We start from the raw sequence: 20,958 nt of genomic DNA on the forward strand, positions 1-20,958 counted from the left end.
CTCAGCCAGGTGACCATCGCAACCCCCGCCGAACACGACGGCGACGAACCGTCGGAGGACACGATCTCTTCCCGTGGCCGCAAGGCCAAGCGCGCCAAAGAAACCAAGCAACAAGAACTCGAGAGGGAAGGCATCGGCCCGACTGGCCGACCCCTCCGCGAGATCCCCGAGCCACCGGTTCTGGAACGGCATGGCCCCGCCCTGGTGATGGCCATGTGCAACCAGAAGGGTGGCGTCGGCAAGACCACCTCGACCATCAACCTCGGTGCTGCGCTCGCCGAATGCGGCCGCCGGGTACTGCTGGTCGACTTCGATCCACAGGGCGCACTCTCGGTCGGTCTCGGCATTCAGCCGCACGAGCTGGACCAGACGGTCTACAACGTCATCATGGAGCGCTCGGTCAGCATCACCGACGTCATCCGGAAGACCCGGGTGGACGGCGTCGACCTGCTGCCGAGCAACATCGACCTGTCCGCGGCCGAGGTCCAGTTGGTCGCAGAGGTAGGACGCGAACACACTTTGTTACGGGTCCTTCGTCCGGTCATGAACGACTACGACTATGTTCTTGTCGACTGCCAGCCCTCGCTAGGCCTGCTGACGGTGAACGCACTGACCGCCGCGGACGGTGTGATCATCCCGCTGGAGTGCGAGTTCTTCAGTCTGCGAGGCGTAGCGCTCCTGATCGACACCATCGAGAAGGTGCAGGAACGCCTCAACCCCAAACTGGACATCACGGGGATTCTCGCCACCATGTACGACCCGAGAACCCTGCACTCGAAGGAGGTCATGGCGAGAGTGGTGGAGGCATTCGGCGACATCGTGTTCGACACGGTGATCAACCGCACCGTGCGGTTCCCCGAGACGACCGTCGCGGGCGAGCCGATCACGACCTGGGCCCCCAAATCAGCCGGCGCGGCAGCCTATCGCGCGCTGGCCCGTGAGGTGATCGCCCGGTGAGCAGGCGAGCTTCCCTGCCCGGAGCGTCCGAACTTTTCAGGATCACCTCCAGCCCCGCCCTCGATCTCCCGCCCGCGCCCGCGCAGCCCGCCCCCTCGACGGGGAACGGCAACGGGAACGGTTCGGCGGACGGGGACGGGCAGGCGCACAAGGAACAGCTGACCCGTGCCGCGCGCAGCGGTTCGGGGCGGACCAAACACGACGCGAAGATCACCGTCTACGTCTCCGGCGACGAACTGCTGGCGATGGAGCAGGCGAGGCTGAACCTCCGGGCGAAGCACGGGCTCGTGCTCGACCGCGGCAGGCTCGTCCGCGAGGCGGTGGCCGTCCTGCTGGCCGATTTCGACGCGGCCGGCGAGGAGTCGGTCCTCGTCCAGCGCTTGCGGGCGGGCGCCGAGGACGGGAAAGAGACCGAGAACTGATGGACGATCCGGCCGCGGCTGCGCAAAGCGGCCCAGAGCCGGTCGAGCGGACGGAAGCAGACGAGACCCCCGCCGTGCACGAGACCGTGCACGGCGGGATGGTCCCGGAAGGACTGGCCAGCGAAGAGCTGAGCACGTCCAAGTTCAAGGTGAACCTGGCGAACTTCCAGGGCCCCTTCGATCTGCTGCTCCAGCTGATCTCGCAGCACCAGCTCGACGTCACCGAAGTCGCGTTGCACCAGGTCACGGACGATTTCATCGCCTACACCCGCGCGCTCGGCACGGAATGGAACCTCGACGAGACGACCGAGTTCCTGGTCATCGCGGCCACCCTGCTCGACCTCAAGGCGGCGCGGCTCCTGCCCGCTGCCGAGGTGGAGAGCGAAGACGACCTCGCCCTGCTCGAAGCACGGGACCTGTTGTTCGCGCGCGTGCTGCAGTACCGGGCGTACAAACAGGTCGCGGCGCTGTTCGGCGAGCTGGAGGCGGGCGCGCTGCGACGCTATCCGCGGTCGGTCGCGCTCGAAGACCGGTTCATGGGGTTGCTGCCCGAGGTGATGCTCGGCGTCGACCCGGCGAAGTTCGCCGAGATCGCGATCGCGGTCTTCCGGCCGAAGCCGCCGCCGACGGTGTCCATCGCGCATATCCACATGGGCCGGGTCTCGGTGCGCGAGCACGCCGCGCTGCTGCGGCTCAAGCTCGCGGAGCGCGGCGAAGCGACCTTCAGCGAGCTCGTCGAGGACTGTGAGCACACCGTCGAGATCGTGGCGCGGTTCCTCGCGCTGCTGGAGCTGTACCGCGAGGCGACGGTCCAGTTCGAGCAGCTGGAGGCACTCGCCGAATTGCACGTGCGCTGGACCGGCGGGTCCGTGGCGGAGGCGTCGGTGGCGGCCGAACACGATCTGGCCGTCGTCGAGGACGAGGAGTACGGGTGAGCCCCGAGAACACCGAAGAGACCGAAGAGACCGAAGACACGCGAGTGGATCCGGAAGAGACTGCGAAGCCAGACGAGACTGCGGAGCAGTTCGTCGACGAGCCGCTCGCCGACGACGCGCCTGCCGACGAGGGGCTCGTGGCGGCGGGCGCCGGGGACTTTCCCGACCTCACCTCCGACGAGGCGCTCGAAGCCGCTCTCGAAGCGTTGTTGCTGGTCGTGGACTCGCCGATCAACGAGGAATCGCTCGCCGAGACCGTCGGTCAGCCCGAGTCGCGGGTGACCGTCGCGCTGCGCACGATGGCGCAGAAGTTCACCGAGCGATCCAGCGGAATCGACCTGCGCCGCGTCGGCGAAGGGTGGCGGTTCTACACTAGGGACGTCTATGCCCCGTTCGTGGAGAAGCTTCTGCTCGACGGCCAGCGTTCCAAGCTGACGCGAGCCGCTCTGGAGAGCCTCGCCGTGATCGCCTATCGGCAGCCGGTGACCAGGGCCAGGGTCGCCGCCGTCCGAGGGGTGAACGTGGACGGGGTGATCAGGACGCTGCTGGCACGCGGCCTGATCGAGGAGATGGGGACCGACCCCGAAACCACTGGCACGCTGTACGTGACGACCGAGCTGTTCCTGGAGCGACTGGGCCTGTCGTCCCTGGCCGACCTTCCGCCCATCGCTCCGTTGCTACCCGAAGTGGACACCATCGATGACATCTGACCCGCATCCCGACGGCATTCGGCTGCAGAAGGTCCTTTCGCAGGCGGGCGTCGCCTCCCGGCGCGCGGCCGAGGACCTGATCGTGCGCGGTCGCGTGAGCGTGGACGGCAAGGTGGTCACCGAACTCGGCCGCCGGGTCGATCCGGACAACTCCGTGATCCACGTGGACGGCACCCGCGTCCAGGTCCGCGAGGACCTCGTCTATCTCGTGCTGAACAAGCCCAAGGGCGTGCACAGCACGATGAGCGACGACCGCGGCCGCCCGTGCGTCGGCGACTACCTGCGCGGCCGGTACGAGGAGACGCCCGGCATCGTGCACGTCGGCAGGCTCGACGAGAACACCGAAGGCCTGCTGCTGCTCACCAACGACGGCGACCTCGGCCACCGGCTGATGCACCCGTCGTTCCAGGTGCTCAAGACCTACTTCGCCGAGGTCGAGGGCATCGTCCCGCGCGGGCTCGGCAAGGAACTTCGGGCAGGCTTCGAGCTGCCGGACGGCATCGTCAAGGTCGACCAGTTCCGGGTCAAGGACATGCTGGCCGGACGGACCCAGATCGAACTGGTCATCCACGAGGGTCGCAAGCACATCGTGCGGCGGCTGATGGCGGCCACCGGGCATCCGGTGCGCAAACTGGTCCGGACCGCGCTCGGCGACGTCCAGCTCGGCGCACAGCGGTCGGGCTCGATCCGGCGGCTCAACCGCGGCGAGGTCGGTTCGCTCTACCGCGCGGTCGATCTGTAAGACCGGCCCCCTTCCTTCCGTCTGGCGCCAGGATCCTGGCAAAGTCGAGGTAGGGCAGGTCTGATTCCGGACGCCACCGGGGTTCAGTGTCCACAAGGGACATCGCCGGGCGATTGAGTGTCCGGTTGATGCCGCTATGTACGATTCCATGTGGGGTCGTGAGTGATAATGAGGGTTAGAACACCCCAAATCACTCACGACCCCCGCATAAAACCGCGCAATTCACTCAAACCGGGCACAATCGTCGCGAAAAGTGTCCCTTGTGGACAGTCAAAAGCCGGGCGAGTCCCGACGGTCGCGAAAGCCTCCTTCACTACCGTCAGGGTAGGTTGACTTTCCCTCAATAAGACTTTCCGCCCTACTGCGCGGGGTGTCGACCGCGTTTAGCTCTCCTTGACGGGCTTTCAGCCGACGGGGAAGGGCTCAACCGTGAAAACTGTTGTGCTGGCAGGGATTCTGGCGGTCGCCGCGGCCGTGGTCGCGGCGCCGCAGGCCGCGGCGAAACCGCGGGGCAGCGAACCGGTCTACGATTTCGCCCAGGCCGTCCGCGAGACGGCCTGGGTGGACATCGGGCTCGACGGCGACGGCGACGGCCGCTCCGACCGGGTCGCCGCCGACATCATCCGGCCGAAGGAACCGGCCGTGCGGGGCACGAAGGTTCCGGTCATCATGGACGCGAGCCCGTACTACTCGTGCTGCGGCCGCGGCAACGAGAGCGAACTCAAGACCTACGACTCGGCGGGCAGGCCGGTCGGGTTCCCGCTCTACTACGACAACTTCTTCGTCCCCCGCGGATACGCCGTGGTGCTGGTGGATCTGGCCGGTACCAACAAATCCCGCGGGTGCACCGACATCGGCGGCCCGTCGGACGTCAATTCGGCCCGCAAGGTCGTCGACTGGCTGAACGGCCGGGCGAACGGGTACACCTCCGCGACCGGCTCCGCCAGGACGAACGCGACCTGGTCGACGGGCGCTGTCGGCATGATCGGGAAGTCCTACGACGGCACGGTCGCCAACGGGGTCGCGGCGACCGGGGTCGACGGGCTCAAGACCATCGTGCCGATCGGCGCGATCAGCTCCTGGTACGACTACTACCGCTCTGACGGCGCGAACCTGCGTCAGGGCAGCCCGGCCGGACTGGCACAGACCGTCTCCCAGCGCAACGGCGGTCAGAACTGCGCCGCGGCCAACCGGAAGCTCACCGAGGGCGCGACCGCGAACGGCGACTACAACTCGTTCTGGCTCGACCGGGACTACGTCCAGAGCGCCTCGAAGGTGAAGGCGAGCGTCCTCGCTTCGCACGGCCTGGGCGACCTCAACGTCAAGACGATCAATTTCGGGCAGTGGTGGGAAGCGCTGCGGGTCGAGCGCAAGGTGTGGCTGACCCAGGCCGGTCACGTCGATCCGTTCGACTACCGGCGGTCGGCGTGGGTCGACACCCTGCACAAGTGGTTCGACCACTACCTGCTCGGCGTCGACAACGGGATCGAGAAGACCCCGGGCGCGAGTGTGGAACGCGCTCCCGACGTCTGGGTGGATCAGGCGGCGTGGCCCGCGGGGAGCGCGGTGACCCTGCGCCCTTCGGCCGGCGGCACCCCGGGTGTCGGAACGCTCGGCACGACCGCGGGGACGGGCACGGCGTCGTTCACGGACTCGTCCGGCCAGTCCTCGAACGGCTGGGCGGCGCGGCCGACCGAGACCTCCAGCGGCCGCCTGCTGTTCAGCACCGGTGCGCTCGCGAAGGATCTGCTCGTCTCCGGGACCGCGAAGGTGACGGTGACCGCCACGCCGTCGACGTCCACCGCGCGGCTTTCGGCGATCTTGGTGGACTACGGCCCGGCGACGATCCGGAACTACACCGGGTCGAAGGAAGGCATCAAGAACGAGGTGACGCAGTCGTGCTGGGGTTCGAGCGCTCCCGGCAACGACGCCTGCTATCTGGACACGAGCACCGACTCGGTCTCGGTCGGGCTGAACATCATCAGCCGCGGCTGGGCGGATCTGGCCAACTACCGGTCGCTGAGCCAGGAATCACCGCTGACGCCGGGGCAGCCGTACACCATGACGTTCCGGCTGGCGAGTACGGATCACGTTGTCCCGCAAGGACATCAGCTGGCGTTGATCATCGGCGGGACGGACGGTTCGTTCATCTCGGGTCCGGCGCAGTACCCGAAGATCACCGTGGACCTGGGTAAGACTTCGCTGGCTCTGCCTGTCGCGGGTGCGGGACCGACTGCTGTTCCGGCTCCCTTGCCGTCGGCTCCGGCGCAGATCGCTCCGGCGGGTGTTTCGGGGCTCGAGCGCGGCTAGGGAAATGCTATGAAAGGTCCTTTCCTTGCAAAATTTGCAAGGAAAGGACCTTTCATAGCGCGGGGTGAGAGATCAGCCGGTCTGCGAAGCGGGACTCTTCGATCCGAACGGCTTCCGCTGCAGTGCGCGCGCCACCGGTTCGACGATCCGCGCGGCCGTCGGGCCGAGGACCGCCATCAGGAGCACGTACGCCGTCGCGAGGGCCGCCAGTTCACCGGTCACGGCTCCCGCGGCCACCGCCAGACCGGCGATGACGATCGAGAACTCACCTCTGGCGACCAACGCGGCTCCGGCGCGCGCCCGGCCCATCTTCCCGATGCCCTGCCTGCGCGCGGCCCACCAGCCGGTGCCCACCTTCGTGAGCGTGGTCGCCACCGCCAGCACGACCGCCCAGCCGAGCACCGGCGGGATCGACGCGGGGTTGGTGTTGAGCCCGAACACGACGAAGAACACGGCCGCGAAGAGGTCCCGCAGCGGTTCCAGCATGTGGGTCGCGTTCTCCGCGGTGGAGCCGGAGATCGCGATGCCGAGCAGGAACGCGCCGACCGCGGCCGACACCTGCATCGCCGAAGCGAGACCCGCGACGAGCAGTGCCGCGCCGAGGACCTTGAGCAGGAACACCTCGCGATCCGGGCTGTCCACCGCCGCGGAGACGTAACGGCCGAACTTCAGCGCGATCACCAGGACGACGGTGATCACCATGAGCGAGATCCCGACCGCCTTCATCCCGCCGAGGAAGCTCACGCCGCCGAGCACCGCGGTGAGGATCGGCAGGTACAGCGCCATCACCAGGTCTTCGAACACCAGGATCGACAGCACCACCGGCGTTTCCCGGTTACCGAGCCGTCCGAGGTCGCCGAGCACCTTCGCGATGATCCCGGACGACGAGATGTAGGTGACGCCCGCGAGAACGATCGCGCCGATCGGCCCCCAGCCGAGGATGAGCGCGACGATCGCGCCCGGCGCGGCGTTGAGGACGATGTCGACGATTCCCGCCAGCCACGAGCGTTTCAGCCCGGTGAACAGTTCGGCCGCCGAGTACTCCAGTCCCAGCAGCAGAAGCAGGAGGACGACGCCGATCTCGCTGGCGAGGTGGGTGAAGTCGCCGATGTCGCCGAGCGGGATGAACCCGCCCTGCCCGAAACACAGGCCTCCGACCAGGTACAGCGGGATGGGGGACATGCCGATCTTCCCGGCGAGGCGGCCCAGCACGCCCAAGCCGAAGAAGACCGCCCCGAGCTCGATCAACGCCAGTGCGGTGTGATCCATCCGCGATCAGCCGTACTTGAGGATCTTGACGGCGGACTCGAGCCCGTCGGACGTGCCGACCGCGACGAGCACGTCGCCCGCGGTGAGGTTGAAGTCCGGCGTGGGGGAGGGGTGGACCTGTCCCGCCCGCATCACCGCGACCACCGAGACACCCGTCCGCGTCCGCATGGCCGTATCGCCGAGGGTGCGCCCGTCGAACGGCGACAACGCCCTGATCGGCAGCTGCTTGGTGTTGATCCCCGGCAGATCCCGGTGCTCCTCGGTGAGCTGGGCGACCAGCTGGGGGGCGCCGAGCAGGTTCGCCAGCGCCCCCGCTTCGTCGTTGGTGAGCGGAAGTGAGGCCAGGCAGGCGTCGGGATCGTCCGTTTTGGACACGATCAGCTCGACATGACCATCGCGATGGGTCACCACGCCGACGCGGCGGCCGTTGCGAGTGGCGAAGTCCTTGCGGACACCTATTCCGGGGAGCGGGGTCACTTCGACGTTCACGTCATCAACAGTAACTCACTGTCCGTTTTGCGCCGGGCGGATCAGGAACAGTGCCGAGATCAGGATCATCACGGCGCACGTCGCCCCGTGGATAGCGAGCGCGGCGGCCACGGAACCGTTGTGGGTCAACACGATCAGCATGTCGCCGAACGGGATGAACGCCATCGCGAGCATCGCCCAGCCCAGCGCGCGGGCGTTCCGGAACAGCAGCAGCGCGACCACCACGAGTGCGGTGCCGATGTCGCGGACACCCTTGACCGCGAGGATGGGGTCACCCGCGGACGGCATCACCGGCAGCCCGAAGCCGCCCGTCTGGGTCTGCGGGAAGAACACGTAACCGCTGCCGAAATAGAGGACGAAGAGCGCGAGGGCGGCGGACAGGACGTAAGCGGTCTTGATTCTGGTCATGGTCTCCGACTCCGAAATCTAGCAGTGCTAGGAACGCTGCCAACGCTAGCGCTAGCACCGCTAGCTTGTCTAGCGATGCTAGGATATTTGTATGGTCATCAACCCCCGGCGCGAGCGGGACCGCTCGCAGCGCGAACAGCTGATCGTCACCGCCGCCCGCGAGATCGCCGAGGAGGAAGGCTGGGACGCGGTCACCACCCGGCGGCTGGCGGCGAAGATCGAATACAGCCAGCCGGTCCTCTACAGCCACTTCTCCGGCAAGGGGGCGATCATGGCCGCCGCGGCGCTCGAGGGCTGCACCGAAATGGCCGCGCATCTGCGGAGGGGAGCCGGGGCGGCGGAGAACTCGCGCGGTGCCCTGCGGCGGCTGGCCGAGAACTACTTCGACTACGCCGACCGTCATCCCGCCCTCTATGACGCGATCTTCACCCTCGCCACCGAGCTGAACTTCGCCAGTCCGGACAGCCCCGAGCCGTTGAAGGACGCGTTCGGCGCGCTGCTCGAAACCGTGGGCCCGGTGGCGGGCGCATACGACCCCGCTCTCTACACCGAGACGTTCTGGGCCGCCCTGCACGGCCTGGTCACCCTCGAACGCAGCAGGCGGCTGCCCGCGCCCGCGCGGGCGGAACGTGTCGGCATGCTCGTCGACCGGTTCGCCGTGGGCGGCTGAGGCGTGTCGTTCGCCACCAGGCAGAATGGTCCTCGATCAGGTGAGCGACGAAGAGGCAGAGGAGAGTTTCGGTGGCGGGAGCCCTGCGTGGTGTGGTCGCGATGGACGGCCCGTCCGGAACCGGGAAATCCACGGTCTCGCGGAAGCTCGCGACGAAACTCGGCGCCGGCTACCTCGACACCGGAGCGATGTATCGCATGGTCACCCTCGCCGTGCTGCGCGCCGGGGTCGACCCGGCCGACGCGCCTGCCGTGATCGCCGTCGCGGAGAAGGCCGAACTCGGCATCGGGACCAGCCCTGACGAAGCGACCGTCACGCTGGCGGGCGAGGACGTCGCCGCCGAGATCCGCGGCGCGGACGTCACCACCGCCGTGTCGCCGGTTTCGGCCGTCCCCGCGGTCCGCGAACTGCTGGTCGCGCGGCAGCGTGAACTCATCGCCGAGGTGCTCGGCCGGGTCGGCGGCATCGTCGTCGAAGGCCGCGACATCGGCACCGTCGTCGCCCCGGACGCCGAGCTCAAGGTCTTCCTCACCGCTTCGGCCGAGGTCCGCGCCGCACGCCGCAGCGCACAGGACTCCGCCGCCGGCCGCGAGTCCACTGTGGACGTCGCGAAGGCCGCGGTGGAACGGCGTGACCGCCTCGACTCCACGCGGGCGACGTCGCCCCTGCGCGCGGCCGACGACGCCGTCGAGGTCGACACCTCCCAGCTGAATATCGACCAGGTGATCGTCGCGCTGGCGGAACTCGCGCTGCACCGTGGTCTCCTCGAAGGCTGCCCCGCGGAGGCGTCCAGGTGAGCGCGAAGGGACTGCCCGAAGGCGCGAGCGGCCCGATGCACACCTTCGGCAGGGGCATCTCGAAGTTCATCGTCCGGCCCGCGTTCCGGGTCCGGGTCCACGGTGCCGAGCGGGTACCGACGTCCGGGCCGGTGGTGTTCATGGCCAACCACAGCTCGATGGCGGAACCGGCGCTGCTGTTCGGAATGTTCTCGCGGCGTACCGCGTTCCTGGTCAAGGCGGAACTCTTCAAGGGTTTCGTCGGCTGGTTCTTCCCGAAACTGGGCCAGATCCCGGTGAAACGGGGGGCGGTGGACCGCAAACCGCTGATGATGGCGGTCAAGGTGCTCGAGGACGGCGGTGCGGTCGGGATCTTCCCCGAAGGCACCCGAGGCCTCGGTGACGCCGAAAACTTCGAGCGCGGCGCGGCCTTCCTGGTCCGCGCCGGTAACGCGACCGTGGTACCGGTCGCCACTCGGGGGACGTACAAACCCGCCGGCGCCAAGAGGCGTTGGCGGCCACGCGTCGACATCATGGTCGGCGAACCTTTCACTCCCGCCATCGGGAAGGGAAGGACAGGGCTGGAGGAGGGAACCGAGCGGCTTCGCATCGCGCTCGCGGACCTCGTGAAGGCACTGGACGAATGGCGCTTGGAGCACGGGCTCCAAGACACGCGACAGGATTGAGTAGATGACAGAGCTAGACGGAGTCGGCGAGATCGACGGCTCCTGGTCCGACGAGTCCGAATTCACCGCGCTCGACGCGCAGATCGCCGCAGGCGAGGCCGAGGAGGAGGCGCAGCTCGCGCAGCCGGTCCTCGCCGTGGTCGGCAGGCCGAACGTGGGCAAGTCAACCCTGGTCAACCGTATTCTCGGCCGCCGCGAGGCGGTCGTGCAGGACGTTCCCGGCGTGACCCGGGACCGTGTCGCCTACGACGCCTTCTGGGCGGGCCGCCGGTTCACCCTGGTCGACACGGGCGGCTGGGAGCCGGACGCGACCGGGCTGCAGGCCTCCGTCGCCGCGCAGGCCGAGATCGCGATGGCCACCGCCGACGCGGTGCTGCTGGTCATCGACGCCAGTGTCGGCGCGACCGCGACCGACGAGGCTGCCTCGAAGGTGCTGCGCCGTTCGAAGAAGCCGGTGCTGCTCGTCGCCAACAAGGTCGACGACGACCGCCTGCTCGCCGACACCGCGTCGCTGTGGTCACTCGGCCTCGGCGAACCGCATCCGGTCAGCGCGCTGCACGGGCGCAGCTCGGGCGACCTGCTCGACGCGATCGTCAAGGCGCTGCCGACGATGCCGCGTGACGGCGACCGCGCCACCGCGGGCCCGCGCCGTGTCGCGCTGGTCGGCAAGCCGAACGTGGGCAAGTCCAGCCTGCTGAACAAGATCTCCGGCGAAGAGCGATCCGTTGTCGACTCGGTCGCCGGCACCACCGTCGACCCCGTCGACTCGCTGGTCGAACTGGACGGCGACACCTGGCGGTTCGTCGACACGGCGGGTCTGCGCAAGCGCGTCAACTCCGCGAACGGCGCGGAGTACTACGCGTCGCTGCGGACCAAGACCGCGATCGACGCGGCCGAGGTCGCGATCGTGCTGCTGGACGCCGCCGAGCCGCTTTCGGAGCAGGACCTGCGGGTGCTGACCATGGTGGTCGAGGCCGGGCGCGCCTGCGTGCTCGCGTTCAACAAGTGGGACCTCGTCGACGAGGACCGCCGCCACGCGATGGTCCGCGAACTGGACCGCGGCCTGGTGCGGGTGCCGTGGGCGGAGAAGGTCAACATCTCCGCGCTCACCGGCCGTTCGGTGCGCAAGCTGGCGCCGGCGCTGCGGACCGCGCTGAAGTCCTGGGACCAGCGGGTTCCCACCGGCCAGCTGAACGGCTGGCTCGCCGACCTCATCGCCGCGACGCCGCCGCCGGTGCGCGGTGGCAAGCAGCCGAAGGTGCTGTTCGCGACCCAGGCGGGCATCCGGCCGCCGACGCTGGTCCTCTTCACCACCGGCTTCCTCGAGGCGGGCTACCGCCGGTTCATCGAACGCAAATTCCGCGAGCGATTCGGCTTCGAAGGCAGCCCCGTCCGGGTGAATGTCCGGGTTCGGGAAAAGAAGCAAAGGCCCAAGGTCGGCGGAAAAGCGGTCAGCGGAAAAACGTCGGGGAAACCGAAAAACCGCTGATTTCTCACGATGTAGGTGAATAGTTCACTGGGTGGACACGTCGATGACCTCGCGTTACGGCGTGTCCACTGGTGAGTTTCGACACTCTGCCGAGACCCTCCCGAGATATGTCGTCCGCCTGCGGTAAAGTCATAGGGCTGTTAGCGGGCGCCTCATTCGGAGAGCGAGCCCGAATGACGCACTTCGCGAAAGGTGTGTGATGGGCTTGAGCGCCCATGGTTCTTTCCTGCCCGTGGTGACCGCCCGATGACCCTGACCGCCGACTCCCGTCCGCCCTCCGTCACCGACGGCGCGGTCGCCCCGCCGGAAACCCCGATTCCCGACCGCGCCCTGTTCCGGTCCGGGCCCGGCGCCGGTGAGCGCACTCTGATCGACATCCTCGCCGAGACCGCGCTCCGCCACCCCAACGCTGGCGCGATCGACGACGGCGAGACCACGCTGTCCTACCGCAAGCTCGTCGAAGAGATCGACGACTACGGCCGCAAGCTGACCGCCAACGGCGTCGGTGTCGGCGACCGGGTCGGCGTCCGGATCTCCTCCGGCACCGCCGAGCTGTACGTCGCCATCCTCGCGATCCTGTCCGTCGGCGCCGCCTATGTGCCGGTCGACGCGGACGATCCCGACGAGCGCGCCGAACTGGTCTTCGGCGAGGCCGACGTCGCCGCCGTCGTCACCGATGGCGGCGCGATCACCGTGCTCGGCTCGCCCGGCGGAGTCGAAGGCTCGCCTTCCCCGGCCGACGACGCATGGATCATCTTCACCTCGGGTTCGACCGGTAAGCCCAAGGGTGTCGCGGTCTCGCACGCGTCCGCCGCGGCGTTCGTCGACGCCGAAGCCCAGCTGTTCTTGACCGAGGAGCCGATCGGCCCCGGCGACCGGGTGCTCGCCGGCCTGTCCGTCGCCTTCGACGCGTCTTGTGAAGAGATGTGGCTCGCCTGGCGCCACGGCGCCTGCCTGGTCCCGGCGCCGCGTTCGCTGGTGCGCACCGGTGTCGACCTCGGTCCGTGGCTGGTCGCGCAGGGCATCACCGTCGTCTCGACCGTCCCGACGCTGGCCGCGCTGTGGCCGTCGGACGCGCTCGAAGATGTCCGCCTGCTGATCTTCGGCGGCGAAGCCTGCCCGCCGGAACTGGCCGAACGCGTCGCCGTCGAGGGCCGCGAAGTCTGGAACACCTACGGCCCGACCGAGGCCACCGTCGTCGCCTGCGCCGCGCAGATGACCGGTGAGGGCCCCGTCCGGATCGGCCTGCCGCTGCTGGGCTGGCAGCTCGCCGTCGTCAACGAGGCCGGCGAGCCGGTCGCGATGGGGGAGACCGGCGAACTGGTCATCGGTGGCGTCGGCCTGGCCCGCTACCTCGACCCGGAGAAGGACGCCGAGAAGTTCGCGCCGCTGCCCTCGCTGGGCTGGCGCCGCGCGTACCGCAGCGGTGACATGGTCCGCGCCGAGGCCGAGGGGCTGCTGTTCCTCGGGCGCCTCGACGAACAGGTCAAGCTCGGTGGCCGCCGGATCGAACTCGGCGAGGTCGACGCCGCCCTCCAGGCGCTGCCCGGGGTGCAGGGCGCGGCCGCCGCGATCCGCCGCACCAAGGCGGGGAACCAGGTCCTCGTCGGCTATGTCGTGCCCGCCGAAGGCGTCGAATTCGATCACGACGAGGCCGCGACCCGGCTGCGTGAGCAGCTGCCCGCCGCACTCGTCCCGCTGTTGGCGCTGGTCGGCGACCTGCCGACGCGGACGTCCGGCAAGGTCGACCGCAACGCCCTGCCCTGGCCCCTGTCCACTGTGGACGCCGCGAAATCCGGTCTCTCACCGACGGAGAGCTGGCTGGCCGAAGGCTGGGCCGAGATCCTGGGCGTTTCGGTCGATAACCCGAAGGCAGACTTCTTCACCAACGGCGGCGGGAGCCTGACGGCCGCTCAGCTGATCGCGCGGATCCGCACCCGGCATCCGCAGGTGTCGGTGAACGACATCTACGCCAACCCGAAGCTCGGCGCCCTGGCGTCGCTCCTGGACGCGCTCAGCGGCGAGAAGACCGAACGCCGCGACATCGCGCCGACCCCGCGCAAGGCCGGGATCATCCAGTCCCTGCTGATGATCCCGCTGATGGGCTTGGTCGGCCTGCGCTGGACGACGATCGCCGCGACGTTGTCGAACGTGCTCTCCCTGGCCGGTTTCGGCTGGGCGCCGACGCTGAACTGGGCGTGGATCGCCGTCGCGTGGGTCGTGCTGTTCAGCCCCGCCGGCCGGATCGCGATCTCGGCGATCGGCTCGCGGCTGCTGCTGCGCGGGGTCCGTCCCGGCAGCTACCCGCGTGGCGGCAACGTCCACTTGCGACTGTGGACGGCCGAGAAGCTCGCCGAGTTCAGCGGCGCGGACAGCGTCGCGGGTGCCTCCTGGATGACGACGTACGCCAAGGCTCTCGGCGCGCGGATCGCCAAGGACGTCGACCTGCACTCGCCGCCGCCGGTCACCGGCATGCTGAAACTGGGCCGTGGCGCCGCCGTCGAACCCGAGGTCGATCTGACCGGGCATTGGGTGGACGGCGATCTCGTGCACATCGGCAAGATCCGGATCGGCGCGGACGCGCGGATCGGTTCGCGCAGCACGCTGTTCCCCGGCGCGCGGATCGGCAAGGGCGCGGAGATCGCGGCCGGTTCGACCGTGCGCGGCGTCGTCCCCGCCGGACAGCGCTGGGCAGGCGCTCCCGCGGCGCGGACCACCAAGGACTCGTTGAAGTGGCCGTCGAGCCGCCCGCCGCGTTCGCGGTTCTGGTCGTCGGTCTACGGCGTGACCTCGGTCGCGCTCGGACTCCTTCCCGCCGTCGCCGCCCTCCCGGCCGTCGCGGTGCTCGGATACGCGATCGCCGGTGCTCCTTCGCTGGGCGCCGCGCTCGGCCAGGCTCTGTTGTTCACCCCGCTCGCGACCATCGCGTACTTCGTGACCTACGCCCTGCTCGTGCTGGCGGGTGTCCGTTCGCTGAGCATCGGCATGGTCGAGGGCTATCACCCGGTGCACGGCCGCGTCGCGTGGCAGGTGTGGGCGACCGAACGGTTGATGGGCATGGCACGTGAGGGGCTGTTCCCCTTGTACGCCAGCCTGTTCACCCCGGTGTGGCTCCGGCTGCTCGGCGCGAAGGTCGGCCGTAACGTGGAGGCGTCCACCGTCCTCGCGGTGCCGAAGATGACCCAGGTGGACAGTGGTGCCTTCCTCGCGGACGACACCATGGTCGCCACCTACGAACTCGGCCACGGCTGGCTGCACGTCGCGCCCGCCCGGATCGGCAAGCAGGCGTTCCTCGGCAACTCGGGGATGACCGCGCCCGGCCGTTCCGTGCCCAAGCGCGGTCTGGTCGGTGTGCTGTCTTCGACCCCGCTGAAGGCGAAGAAGGGCTCTTCGTACCTCGGGATGCCGCCGCTGCCGGTCCGCCGGTCGGTCGGCGAATCCGACACGAGCCGCACCTACACGCCGCCGCTGCGGCTCAAGGCGGCTCGCGCACTGGTCGAACTGTGCCGGATTGTGCCGGTGATGTGCGGTGTCGCGCTCACCGTGCTGGTGGCCGCCGGGATCTTCGCGCTCGCGTCGGCGTACGGCTTCCTGGTCGCCGTGCTGCTCGGCGGGCCGCTGCTGCTCGCCGCCGGTGCCGTCGCCGCGCTGACCGCCACCGCGATGAAATGGCTGCTGGTCGGTCGGTTCCGCGCGGTTGACCATCCCTTGTGGAGTTCGTTCGTCTGGCGCAACGAACTCGCCGACACCTTCGTCGAGGCGCTCGCCGTGCCCTGGCTGGTCGGTTCACTGGGCGGCACGCCGCTGCTGCCCGCGTGGCTGCGCACCATGGGCGTCAAGATCGGTCGCGGTGTGTGGCTGGAGACGTACTGGCTGCCCGAATCGGACCTCGTCAGGCTCGGCGACGGCGCCACGATCAACCGCGGCTGTGTGGTGCAGACGCACCTTTTCCACGACCGGATCATGACGATGTCGCCGGTGACCCTGGACGAGGGAGCGACGCTCGGGCCGCACGGTATCGTGTTGCCCGGCGCGAGCATCGGCGCGCGGACGACCGTCGGACCGGGGTCTCTGGTGACTCGGGGCGACGCGGTTCCCGCCGACTCGCGGTGGCTCGGGAATCCCATCTCGGCCTGGACGAAGTAGGGAAGCGGGGTCTTCGCGGGTGATTTCGAAGGCCTCCGCGCAACCCTCGCCCGGCGCGGACATCTCCGGCGACTCCTATCTGCCCCAGCACGGTAACGGCGGTTACCGTGTCCGGCACTACGATCTGGAGCTGGACTACAAGATCGGTCCCAACCGGCTCTCGGCCGCCGCGGTGATCACCGCCGAGGCGACGCAAGCGCTGTCGCGGTTCACCCTGGACTTCGGCGAATTCCGGATCAACCGGGTGCTGGTCAACGGGAAACCCGCCAAGTACACGCGGCGCGGGCACAAGCTGAACGTGAAGCCGGCGAAGTCGCTGCCCGCCGGTTCGCAGTTCCTGGCCGAGGTCCACTATGTCGGCAACCCGCGCCCGATCCCCGGGCTGTGGGGCGACATCGGCTGGGACGAACTGACCGACGGGTCACTCGTCGCGAGCCAGCCGGTCGGTGCGCCGTCGTGGTTCCCGTGCAACGACCATCCGGCGGACAAGGCGACCTACCGCGTCGCGCTGACGACGTCGTCGCCGTACCTCGTCGCGGTGACCGGGAACCTGGTGGAGCGGCACAGTCGCGCGAGTACCACCCGGTGGGTCTTCGAACGGCCCGAGCCGACGCCGACGTATCTGATGAGTGTCCAAATAGGACGGTACGACGACATCGAACTGGTCTCGGGCGCCATCCCCGGCTGGTTCTCCCATCCGGAAGCCGCCGCGTACCGGATCAGCCTCGTCGGTGATCAGGTGCTGGCTTCCGTTCCGCAGCGGGCCGCCGTGCCGCCGCGGCTGCGCCGCGCGTTCTCACGCGATTTCGGGCGACAGGGCCAGATCATGGACGCGCTGCAGCGGCTGTTCGGGCCCTACCCGTTCGGCGAGTACGTCATCGTGGTCACCGACGACGATCTCGACGACCCGATCGAAGCGCAAGGCATGTCGATCTTCGGCGCCAACCACGTCGACGGACGGCGCACCCACGAACGGCTCGTCGTCCACGAACTGGCGCATCAGTGGTTCGGCAACAGCCTGACCGTCGCGGACTGGCGGCACATCTGGCTGAACGAGGGCTTCGCGACCTACGCGGAATGGCTCTGGTCCGAGGAATCCGGCGGGCAGAGCGCGCACTCGTGGGCGAAGACGTGGCACGCGCGGATGAAGGCGAAGCCCGCGGATCTGCGTCTCGCCGACCCCGGGGTGGCGCGGATGTTCGACGAGCGAGTGTACAAACGCGGCGGCCTTCTGTTGCACGCCTTGCGGTGCACCGTCGGTGACGAGGTGTTCTTCGCGCTGGTGAAGGCATGGGCGACGGAGAACCGGCACGGTTTGGTGACCACTGCGGCCTTCGTGGCGCTCGCTGAACGCTTTGCCGGGCGCTCTCTCGCCGGCTTCTTCGATGCCTGGCTGGACGCTCCGGCCCTGCCTCCGCTCTAGGCTGCCGGGGTTCCCAATGTCGCATTTGAGACGCTCAGCGTCTCAAATGCGACATTGGGAACCTCCCGGAGTTGTCCACACTGGTGCTGATGTGACGAGTTGTCCACAGAGCCGCGAATCGGGGCTGGCGCGGGCAGCGGGAGCCCGGCGACGATCACGGATGTGGTGCGAACCGGTGCATGGCGCGACGACAATGAGGCCCTCCATAAGTTGAGCCGTGGTGGGGTGATCACCGTCGCGCGACTCGTGGAATTCGGTGTCCCGAGAAAGACGTGTTACCGGCGTTGCCGACCAGGACAACCATGGCAGCGCTTGCTCCCCGGAGTGCTCCTGCTCGATTCCGCGAGGCCCACACGGCGGCAACTGGTGGATGGAGCCCTCCTCTACGGCGGGCCGGACGCGCTGCTTACCGGCATCGAAGCCTGCCGTCGCCAAGGGTTGCGAGGGCAGGGAATCACCTCGACCGGGGTCCACCTGTTGGTGCCGGCTTCCTGCAAGGTCAGCAGCGTCGGCTATGTGACCGTCGAGCGGACCACGAGGCTGCCACGCGCGGTGACAGTGGACGGAGTGGCCATGGCACCGCTCGCCAGAGCCGTCCTCGACCAATGCCGTCGCTTTACCGCATACGATCCGGTTCGCGCCTTGGTGACGGAAGCTGTACAGCGAGGTCGCTCGAACCCCGAGATCCTCATACGGGAACTCGAAGAGGGCAGCGATCGAGGTAGCGCACTGCCCCGCGAGGTACTGCGTGATGTCCTGCGAGGAGCTCGGTCGGTCGCCGAGATCGACGCGATGACAGTCTGGCGCCGGACCGGTCTCCCGGAACCACTGTGGAACCACGAACTGCGAGATTCCTCCGGTCGCTACATCGGGACTCCCGATGGATACTTCAAGCAAGTTCGGCTCGCGTGGGAGATCGACTCGTACGACTTCCATTTCTCACGGGCGGAGTACGCCGGCACGATCGACCGGAACAGCCGCTATACGGCCGAAGGCATCATCGTGCTCCAAACGCTGCCGAGCCGGTTGCGATCCGAGCCTCGGAAGGTCGCCGCCGAACTCGTGGCCGCGTATCGGGCGGCCGAGGCTCTTATACGCCCAGCTGACCGATAGGTCGGATGTCTGTACGGCTGCGTGGGTGAACAGTCTGGCCAAATCCAAGTTATCTCTGGAAGCATCCCGGTCGTCAGGGTTTGCCCCTGGCGAAACGTAATATGTATCCGGAGGCGACTCATGGCCGAGCTGTCCAGGCGATCCATGCTGAAGGCCACCGCGGGCGTGGCCGCGGCCGGTGGGCTTTGGCTGCGAGGCGCCCCTCCGGCGCTCGCCGGGCAGGACGTTCACCGGCAGATCGTCGACGACGCGCGCATGGTCTGGAAGCGCGTGCCGAAGAGCTGGCAGGACGGGCCCTTCCTCGCCAACGGCTTCCTCGGCGTCCAGTTCTACGCGGGCGCCCAGCCGAACGTCCTCAAGGTGATGCTCAGCCATTCCCAGGTCCAGGACCAGCGTGGACAGTGGGAAGCGGGCATCGGGTATTCGCGGCTCCCGATCGGTTATCTCACGCTCACTTTCGCGGGCGCGATCACGGCGGTGGACTGGCATCTCGACCTGTATAACGCCGAACTCGGCGGCACGATCACCACCACCCAGGGCTCGGCGCGGTTCTCGGCGCTGGTCCACAACGGCCAGGACCTTCTGCTCGTCTCGATCACAGGGGAGGCGGCCTCGGATTGGGGCTTCACGCCGCTGCCGTCGGCCACGACCCGGACGGTCCGCAAACCGCCGGAGTACACGGCCAATCCCGATCCGAAGCTCGCCAGCGCGGGCGCGGTCCGGTACTGCGAGCAGCCGTTGCACGCGGGCGGCGGGTACACGACGGCGTGGCGGGAGCGGACTGTCGGCACGCGACGGCTGCTGGCGGCGACGGTCGCGTACGGGTTTCCGAAATCGACCCACATCGCCGAGGCGATCACGAGAGTCCAGCGCGCGTCGGCGACGAACCCGGATGTGCTCGTCGCCGATCATCGACGCTGGTGGAACGCTTTCTACCGGCGCAGTTTCGTGTCCATTCCGGACAAACGCGTCCAGCGATTCTATTGGATCCAGTTGTACAAGACCGCGTGCGCCACCCGTGCGAACGGGCCGGTGGTCGCCGAGTGGGGGCCGTGGTTCCCGGAGGTCGGCAACAGCTGGACGGCGGTGTGGTGGAACCTCAATGTCCAGGTCACCTACCCGATCGTCAACAGCAGCAACCATCCCGAACTCGACGCCGTCACCGAGACCTTCGGCCGTGACCACGCCAACCTCGAGCTTTCGGTGCCTCCCGCTTACCGGGACGGCGACACATACGCCCTTTCGCATCCGGGGGACTGGCGGCTGCGGCCCGGCGGCACGCGTGCGGTCGGGATTCCCGGCCCGGCCACGAAGAACGATCAGACCGGCAACCTGATCTGGGGCCTGCACAACGTCTGGCTTGCGTATCGGCACAGCATGGACATCCGCGTCCTGCGGAACGTCCTGTATCCGACGCTCGCCAAGGCGCTCAACTACTATCGCCATTTCCTCGCCACCGGGCCGGACGGGTTCCTGCACCTGCCGATGACGAGATCACCCGAATACGCCGACGCGGCCGACTGCACGTACGACCTCTCGCTGATCCGCTGGGCGGCGCGGACCCTGGTCGAATCGGCGGCCAAGCTCCACATCGACGACCCACGGGTGCCCGCTTGGCGGGAAATCGGCGAGAAACTGGTGCCGTACCACCAGGATCCGGCTCAGGGAGTGCTCATCGGCGAAGGTGTGCCGCTCGCCGAATCACATCGGCACTTCTCGCATCTGCTCTGGCTCTATCCGTTACGTGAGAAGCTCTGGGATCGTCCCGGTGACCGGGACATCATGCGTCGCACCTTCGCGCACTGGTCGAGTCTTCAAGCCAAGTGGCACGGTTACAGCTTCGCGGCCGCGTCGTCGATGAGTTCCGTGATGGACGCGCCCGAAGAAGCCTTGCGCTATCTGAAGATCTTCCTCGACGGGACCGTCGTGGCCGATACCCAGCTGACGTCGAACACGATGTACCGCGAGGGCGCGAACCTCGCCATCGAAAGTCCCATCACCGCCGCGCAATCCATTGTGGACATGCTCCTGCAGGGTGACCACGGGATTCTGAAGGTCTTCCCGTCGGTGTCGTCGACGTGGCGGGAGGCGTCTTTCGAAAGCTTGCGTGCGGAGGGGGCCTTCCTCGTCGACGCGTCTCGCCGGGACGGCGTGACCGAATGGGTTCGCGTGCGCAGTGAGGCAGGAGAGCCGCTGACCCTCCAGCACGGCATCCCCGGCCCGATCGAGGTCCGCGACGGGCGCGGACGGCATTTGCCTTGGCGGGCCGAAGGTCCGGGCACGATCTCGGTCCCGCTCAACCGAGGCGGGACGGCCGTTGTCACTCGACGCGGCGCTCGCCCGGCGCTGGAGCCACGCGACGTGCCTGGCGATCGTGCGACTCCGGCATGGGGACTCGACCAGGAGGGCTGAA

Annotated in this window: 17 protein-coding genes; 14 read left to right on the forward strand and 3 right to left on the reverse strand. The window is 68.3% G+C overall.

The window, feature by feature from the left end; genetic code table 11:
- Positions 1–9: 9 nt before the first annotated feature.
- The 6 genes from ACZ7KI_RS33545 to ACZ7KI_RS33570 all read left to right on the forward strand — a co-directional run bounded on the left by ACZ7KI_RS33545 (position 10) and on the right by ACZ7KI_RS33570 (position 6,076).
- Entirely contained in the window at positions 10–957 is a 948-nt protein-coding gene (locus tag ACZ7KI_RS33545) for a ParA family protein (RefSeq protein ID WP_244162326.1), read from the forward strand.
- Positions 954–1,379 (forward strand): cobyrinic acid a,c-diamide synthase, encoded by a 426-nt coding sequence (locus ACZ7KI_RS33550; RefSeq protein ID WP_470277046.1) that lies wholly within the window; start codon positions 954–956, stop codon positions 1,377–1,379. The genes ACZ7KI_RS33545 and ACZ7KI_RS33550 overlap by 4 nt, the downstream gene beginning before the upstream one ends.
- Positions 1,379–2,314, forward strand: coding sequence for a segregation and condensation protein A (locus ACZ7KI_RS33555; protein ID WP_470277047.1), 936 nt, complete (start codon positions 1,379–1,381; stop codon positions 2,312–2,314). Before ACZ7KI_RS33550 ends, ACZ7KI_RS33555 begins: the two co-directional genes overlap by 1 nt.
- Complete coding sequence (scpB, locus tag ACZ7KI_RS33560) at positions 2,311–3,024, forward strand: SMC-Scp complex subunit ScpB (RefSeq protein WP_470277048.1); 714 nt, start codon at positions 2,311–2,313, stop codon at positions 3,022–3,024. Before ACZ7KI_RS33555 ends, scpB begins: the two co-directional genes overlap by 4 nt.
- Positions 3,014–3,766 (forward strand): pseudouridine synthase, encoded by a 753-nt coding sequence (locus ACZ7KI_RS33565; RefSeq protein ID WP_037303202.1) that lies wholly within the window; start codon positions 3,014–3,016, stop codon positions 3,764–3,766. Before scpB ends, ACZ7KI_RS33565 begins: the two co-directional genes overlap by 11 nt.
- A gap of 441 nt (positions 3,767–4,207) precedes the next feature.
- A complete protein-coding gene (locus ACZ7KI_RS33570; protein WP_470277102.1) occupies positions 4,208–6,076 on the forward strand; it encodes a Xaa-Pro dipeptidyl-peptidase in 1,869 nt (622 codons plus the stop codon).
- A gap of 72 nt (positions 6,077–6,148) precedes the next feature.
- Here the strand turns inward: ACZ7KI_RS33570 and ACZ7KI_RS33575 are convergent, their stop codons facing one another.
- From ACZ7KI_RS33575 to ACZ7KI_RS33585, 3 genes are read right to left on the reverse strand one after another with little or no spacing between them, the layout of a single operon-like run.
- Entirely contained in the window at positions 6,149–7,345 is a 1,197-nt protein-coding gene (locus tag ACZ7KI_RS33575) for a cation:proton antiporter (protein WP_465506025.1), read from the reverse strand.
- Positions 7,346–7,351: 6 nt separating this feature from the next.
- Entirely contained in the window at positions 7,352–7,834 is a 483-nt protein-coding gene (locus ACZ7KI_RS33580; RefSeq protein WP_470277049.1) for a cation:proton antiporter regulatory subunit, read from the reverse strand.
- A gap of 15 nt (positions 7,835–7,849) precedes the next feature.
- The gene (locus ACZ7KI_RS33585) at positions 7,850–8,242 is read right to left on the reverse strand and encodes a DUF4267 domain-containing protein (protein WP_470277050.1); all 393 of its coding nucleotides are present in this window, start codon (positions 8,240–8,242) and stop codon (positions 7,850–7,852) included.
- A gap of 91 nt (positions 8,243–8,333) precedes the next feature.
- Here ACZ7KI_RS33585 and ACZ7KI_RS33590 point away from each other — a divergent pair, with 91 nt between their 5' ends.
- From ACZ7KI_RS33590 to ACZ7KI_RS33625, 8 genes are all read left to right on the forward strand, one after another.
- Positions 8,334–8,912 (forward strand): TetR/AcrR family transcriptional regulator, encoded by a 579-nt coding sequence (locus ACZ7KI_RS33590; RefSeq protein ID WP_470277051.1) that lies wholly within the window; start codon positions 8,334–8,336, stop codon positions 8,910–8,912.
- A gap of 92 nt (positions 8,913–9,004) precedes the next feature.
- Complete coding sequence (gene cmk, locus ACZ7KI_RS33595; RefSeq protein WP_470277103.1) at positions 9,005–9,709, forward strand: (d)CMP kinase; 705 nt, start codon at positions 9,005–9,007, stop codon at positions 9,707–9,709.
- The gene (locus ACZ7KI_RS33600; RefSeq protein ID WP_470277052.1) at positions 9,706–10,374 is read left to right on the forward strand and encodes a lysophospholipid acyltransferase family protein; all 669 of its coding nucleotides are present in this window, start codon (positions 9,706–9,708) and stop codon (positions 10,372–10,374) included. Before cmk ends, ACZ7KI_RS33600 begins: the two co-directional genes overlap by 4 nt.
- A gap of 4 nt (positions 10,375–10,378) precedes the next feature.
- On the forward strand, positions 10,379–11,863 hold the full coding sequence (gene der / locus ACZ7KI_RS33605) for a ribosome biogenesis GTPase Der (protein WP_470277053.1): 1,485 nt from the start codon (positions 10,379–10,381) through the stop codon (positions 11,861–11,863).
- Between the two features lie 246 nt (positions 11,864–12,109).
- Entirely contained in the window at positions 12,110–16,009 is a 3,900-nt protein-coding gene (locus ACZ7KI_RS33610) for a Pls/PosA family non-ribosomal peptide synthetase (RefSeq protein WP_470277054.1), read from the forward strand.
- 19 nt (positions 16,010–16,028) lie between these two features.
- Positions 16,029–17,432 carry a M1 family metallopeptidase gene (locus ACZ7KI_RS33615; protein ID WP_470277055.1) on the forward strand — a complete coding sequence of 468 codons (1,404 nt, stop codon included), beginning with the start codon at positions 16,029–16,031 and terminating at the stop codon, positions 17,430–17,432.
- Between the two features lie 366 nt (positions 17,433–17,798).
- On the forward strand, positions 17,799–18,545 hold the full coding sequence (locus tag ACZ7KI_RS33620; RefSeq protein ID WP_470277056.1) for a hypothetical protein: 747 nt from the start codon (positions 17,799–17,801) through the stop codon (positions 18,543–18,545).
- 120 nt (positions 18,546–18,665) lie between these two features.
- Positions 18,666–20,957, forward strand: coding sequence for a glycosyl hydrolase family 95 catalytic domain-containing protein (locus ACZ7KI_RS33625; RefSeq protein WP_470277057.1), 2,292 nt, complete (start codon positions 18,666–18,668; stop codon positions 20,955–20,957).
- Position 20,958 lies beyond the last annotated feature (1 nt).

The organism is Amycolatopsis sp. NPDC039088, from assembly GCF_055598845.1.

What these genes read in the sequence shown, in the direction of transcription:
- ACZ7KI_RS33555 (WP_470277047.1), top strand. Translation starts at nt 1,379, where the DNA reads ATGGACGATCCGGCCGCGGCTGCGCAAAGCGGCCCAGAGCCGGTCGAG.
- ACZ7KI_RS33565 (WP_037303202.1), top strand. Translation starts at nt 3,014, where the DNA reads ATGACATCTGACCCGCATCCCGACGGCATTCGGCTGCAGAAGGTCCTT.
- ACZ7KI_RS33575 (WP_465506025.1), bottom strand. Translation starts at nt 7,345, where the DNA reads ATGGATCACACCGCACTGGCGTTGATCGAGCTCGGGGCGGTCTTCTTC.
- ACZ7KI_RS33585 (WP_470277050.1), bottom strand. Translation starts at nt 8,242, where the DNA reads ATGACCAGAATCAAGACCGCTTACGTCCTGTCCGCCGCCCTCGCGCTC.
- ACZ7KI_RS33590 (WP_470277051.1), top strand. Translation starts at nt 8,334, where the DNA reads ATGGTCATCAACCCCCGGCGCGAGCGGGACCGCTCGCAGCGCGAACAG.
- der (WP_470277053.1), top strand. Translation starts at nt 10,379, where the DNA reads ATGACAGAGCTAGACGGAGTCGGCGAGATCGACGGCTCCTGGTCCGAC.
- ACZ7KI_RS33610 (WP_470277054.1), top strand. Translation starts at nt 12,110, where the DNA reads ATGACCCTGACCGCCGACTCCCGTCCGCCCTCCGTCACCGACGGCGCG.
- ACZ7KI_RS33625 (WP_470277057.1), top strand. Translation starts at nt 18,666, where the DNA reads ATGGCCGAGCTGTCCAGGCGATCCATGCTGAAGGCCACCGCGGGCGTG.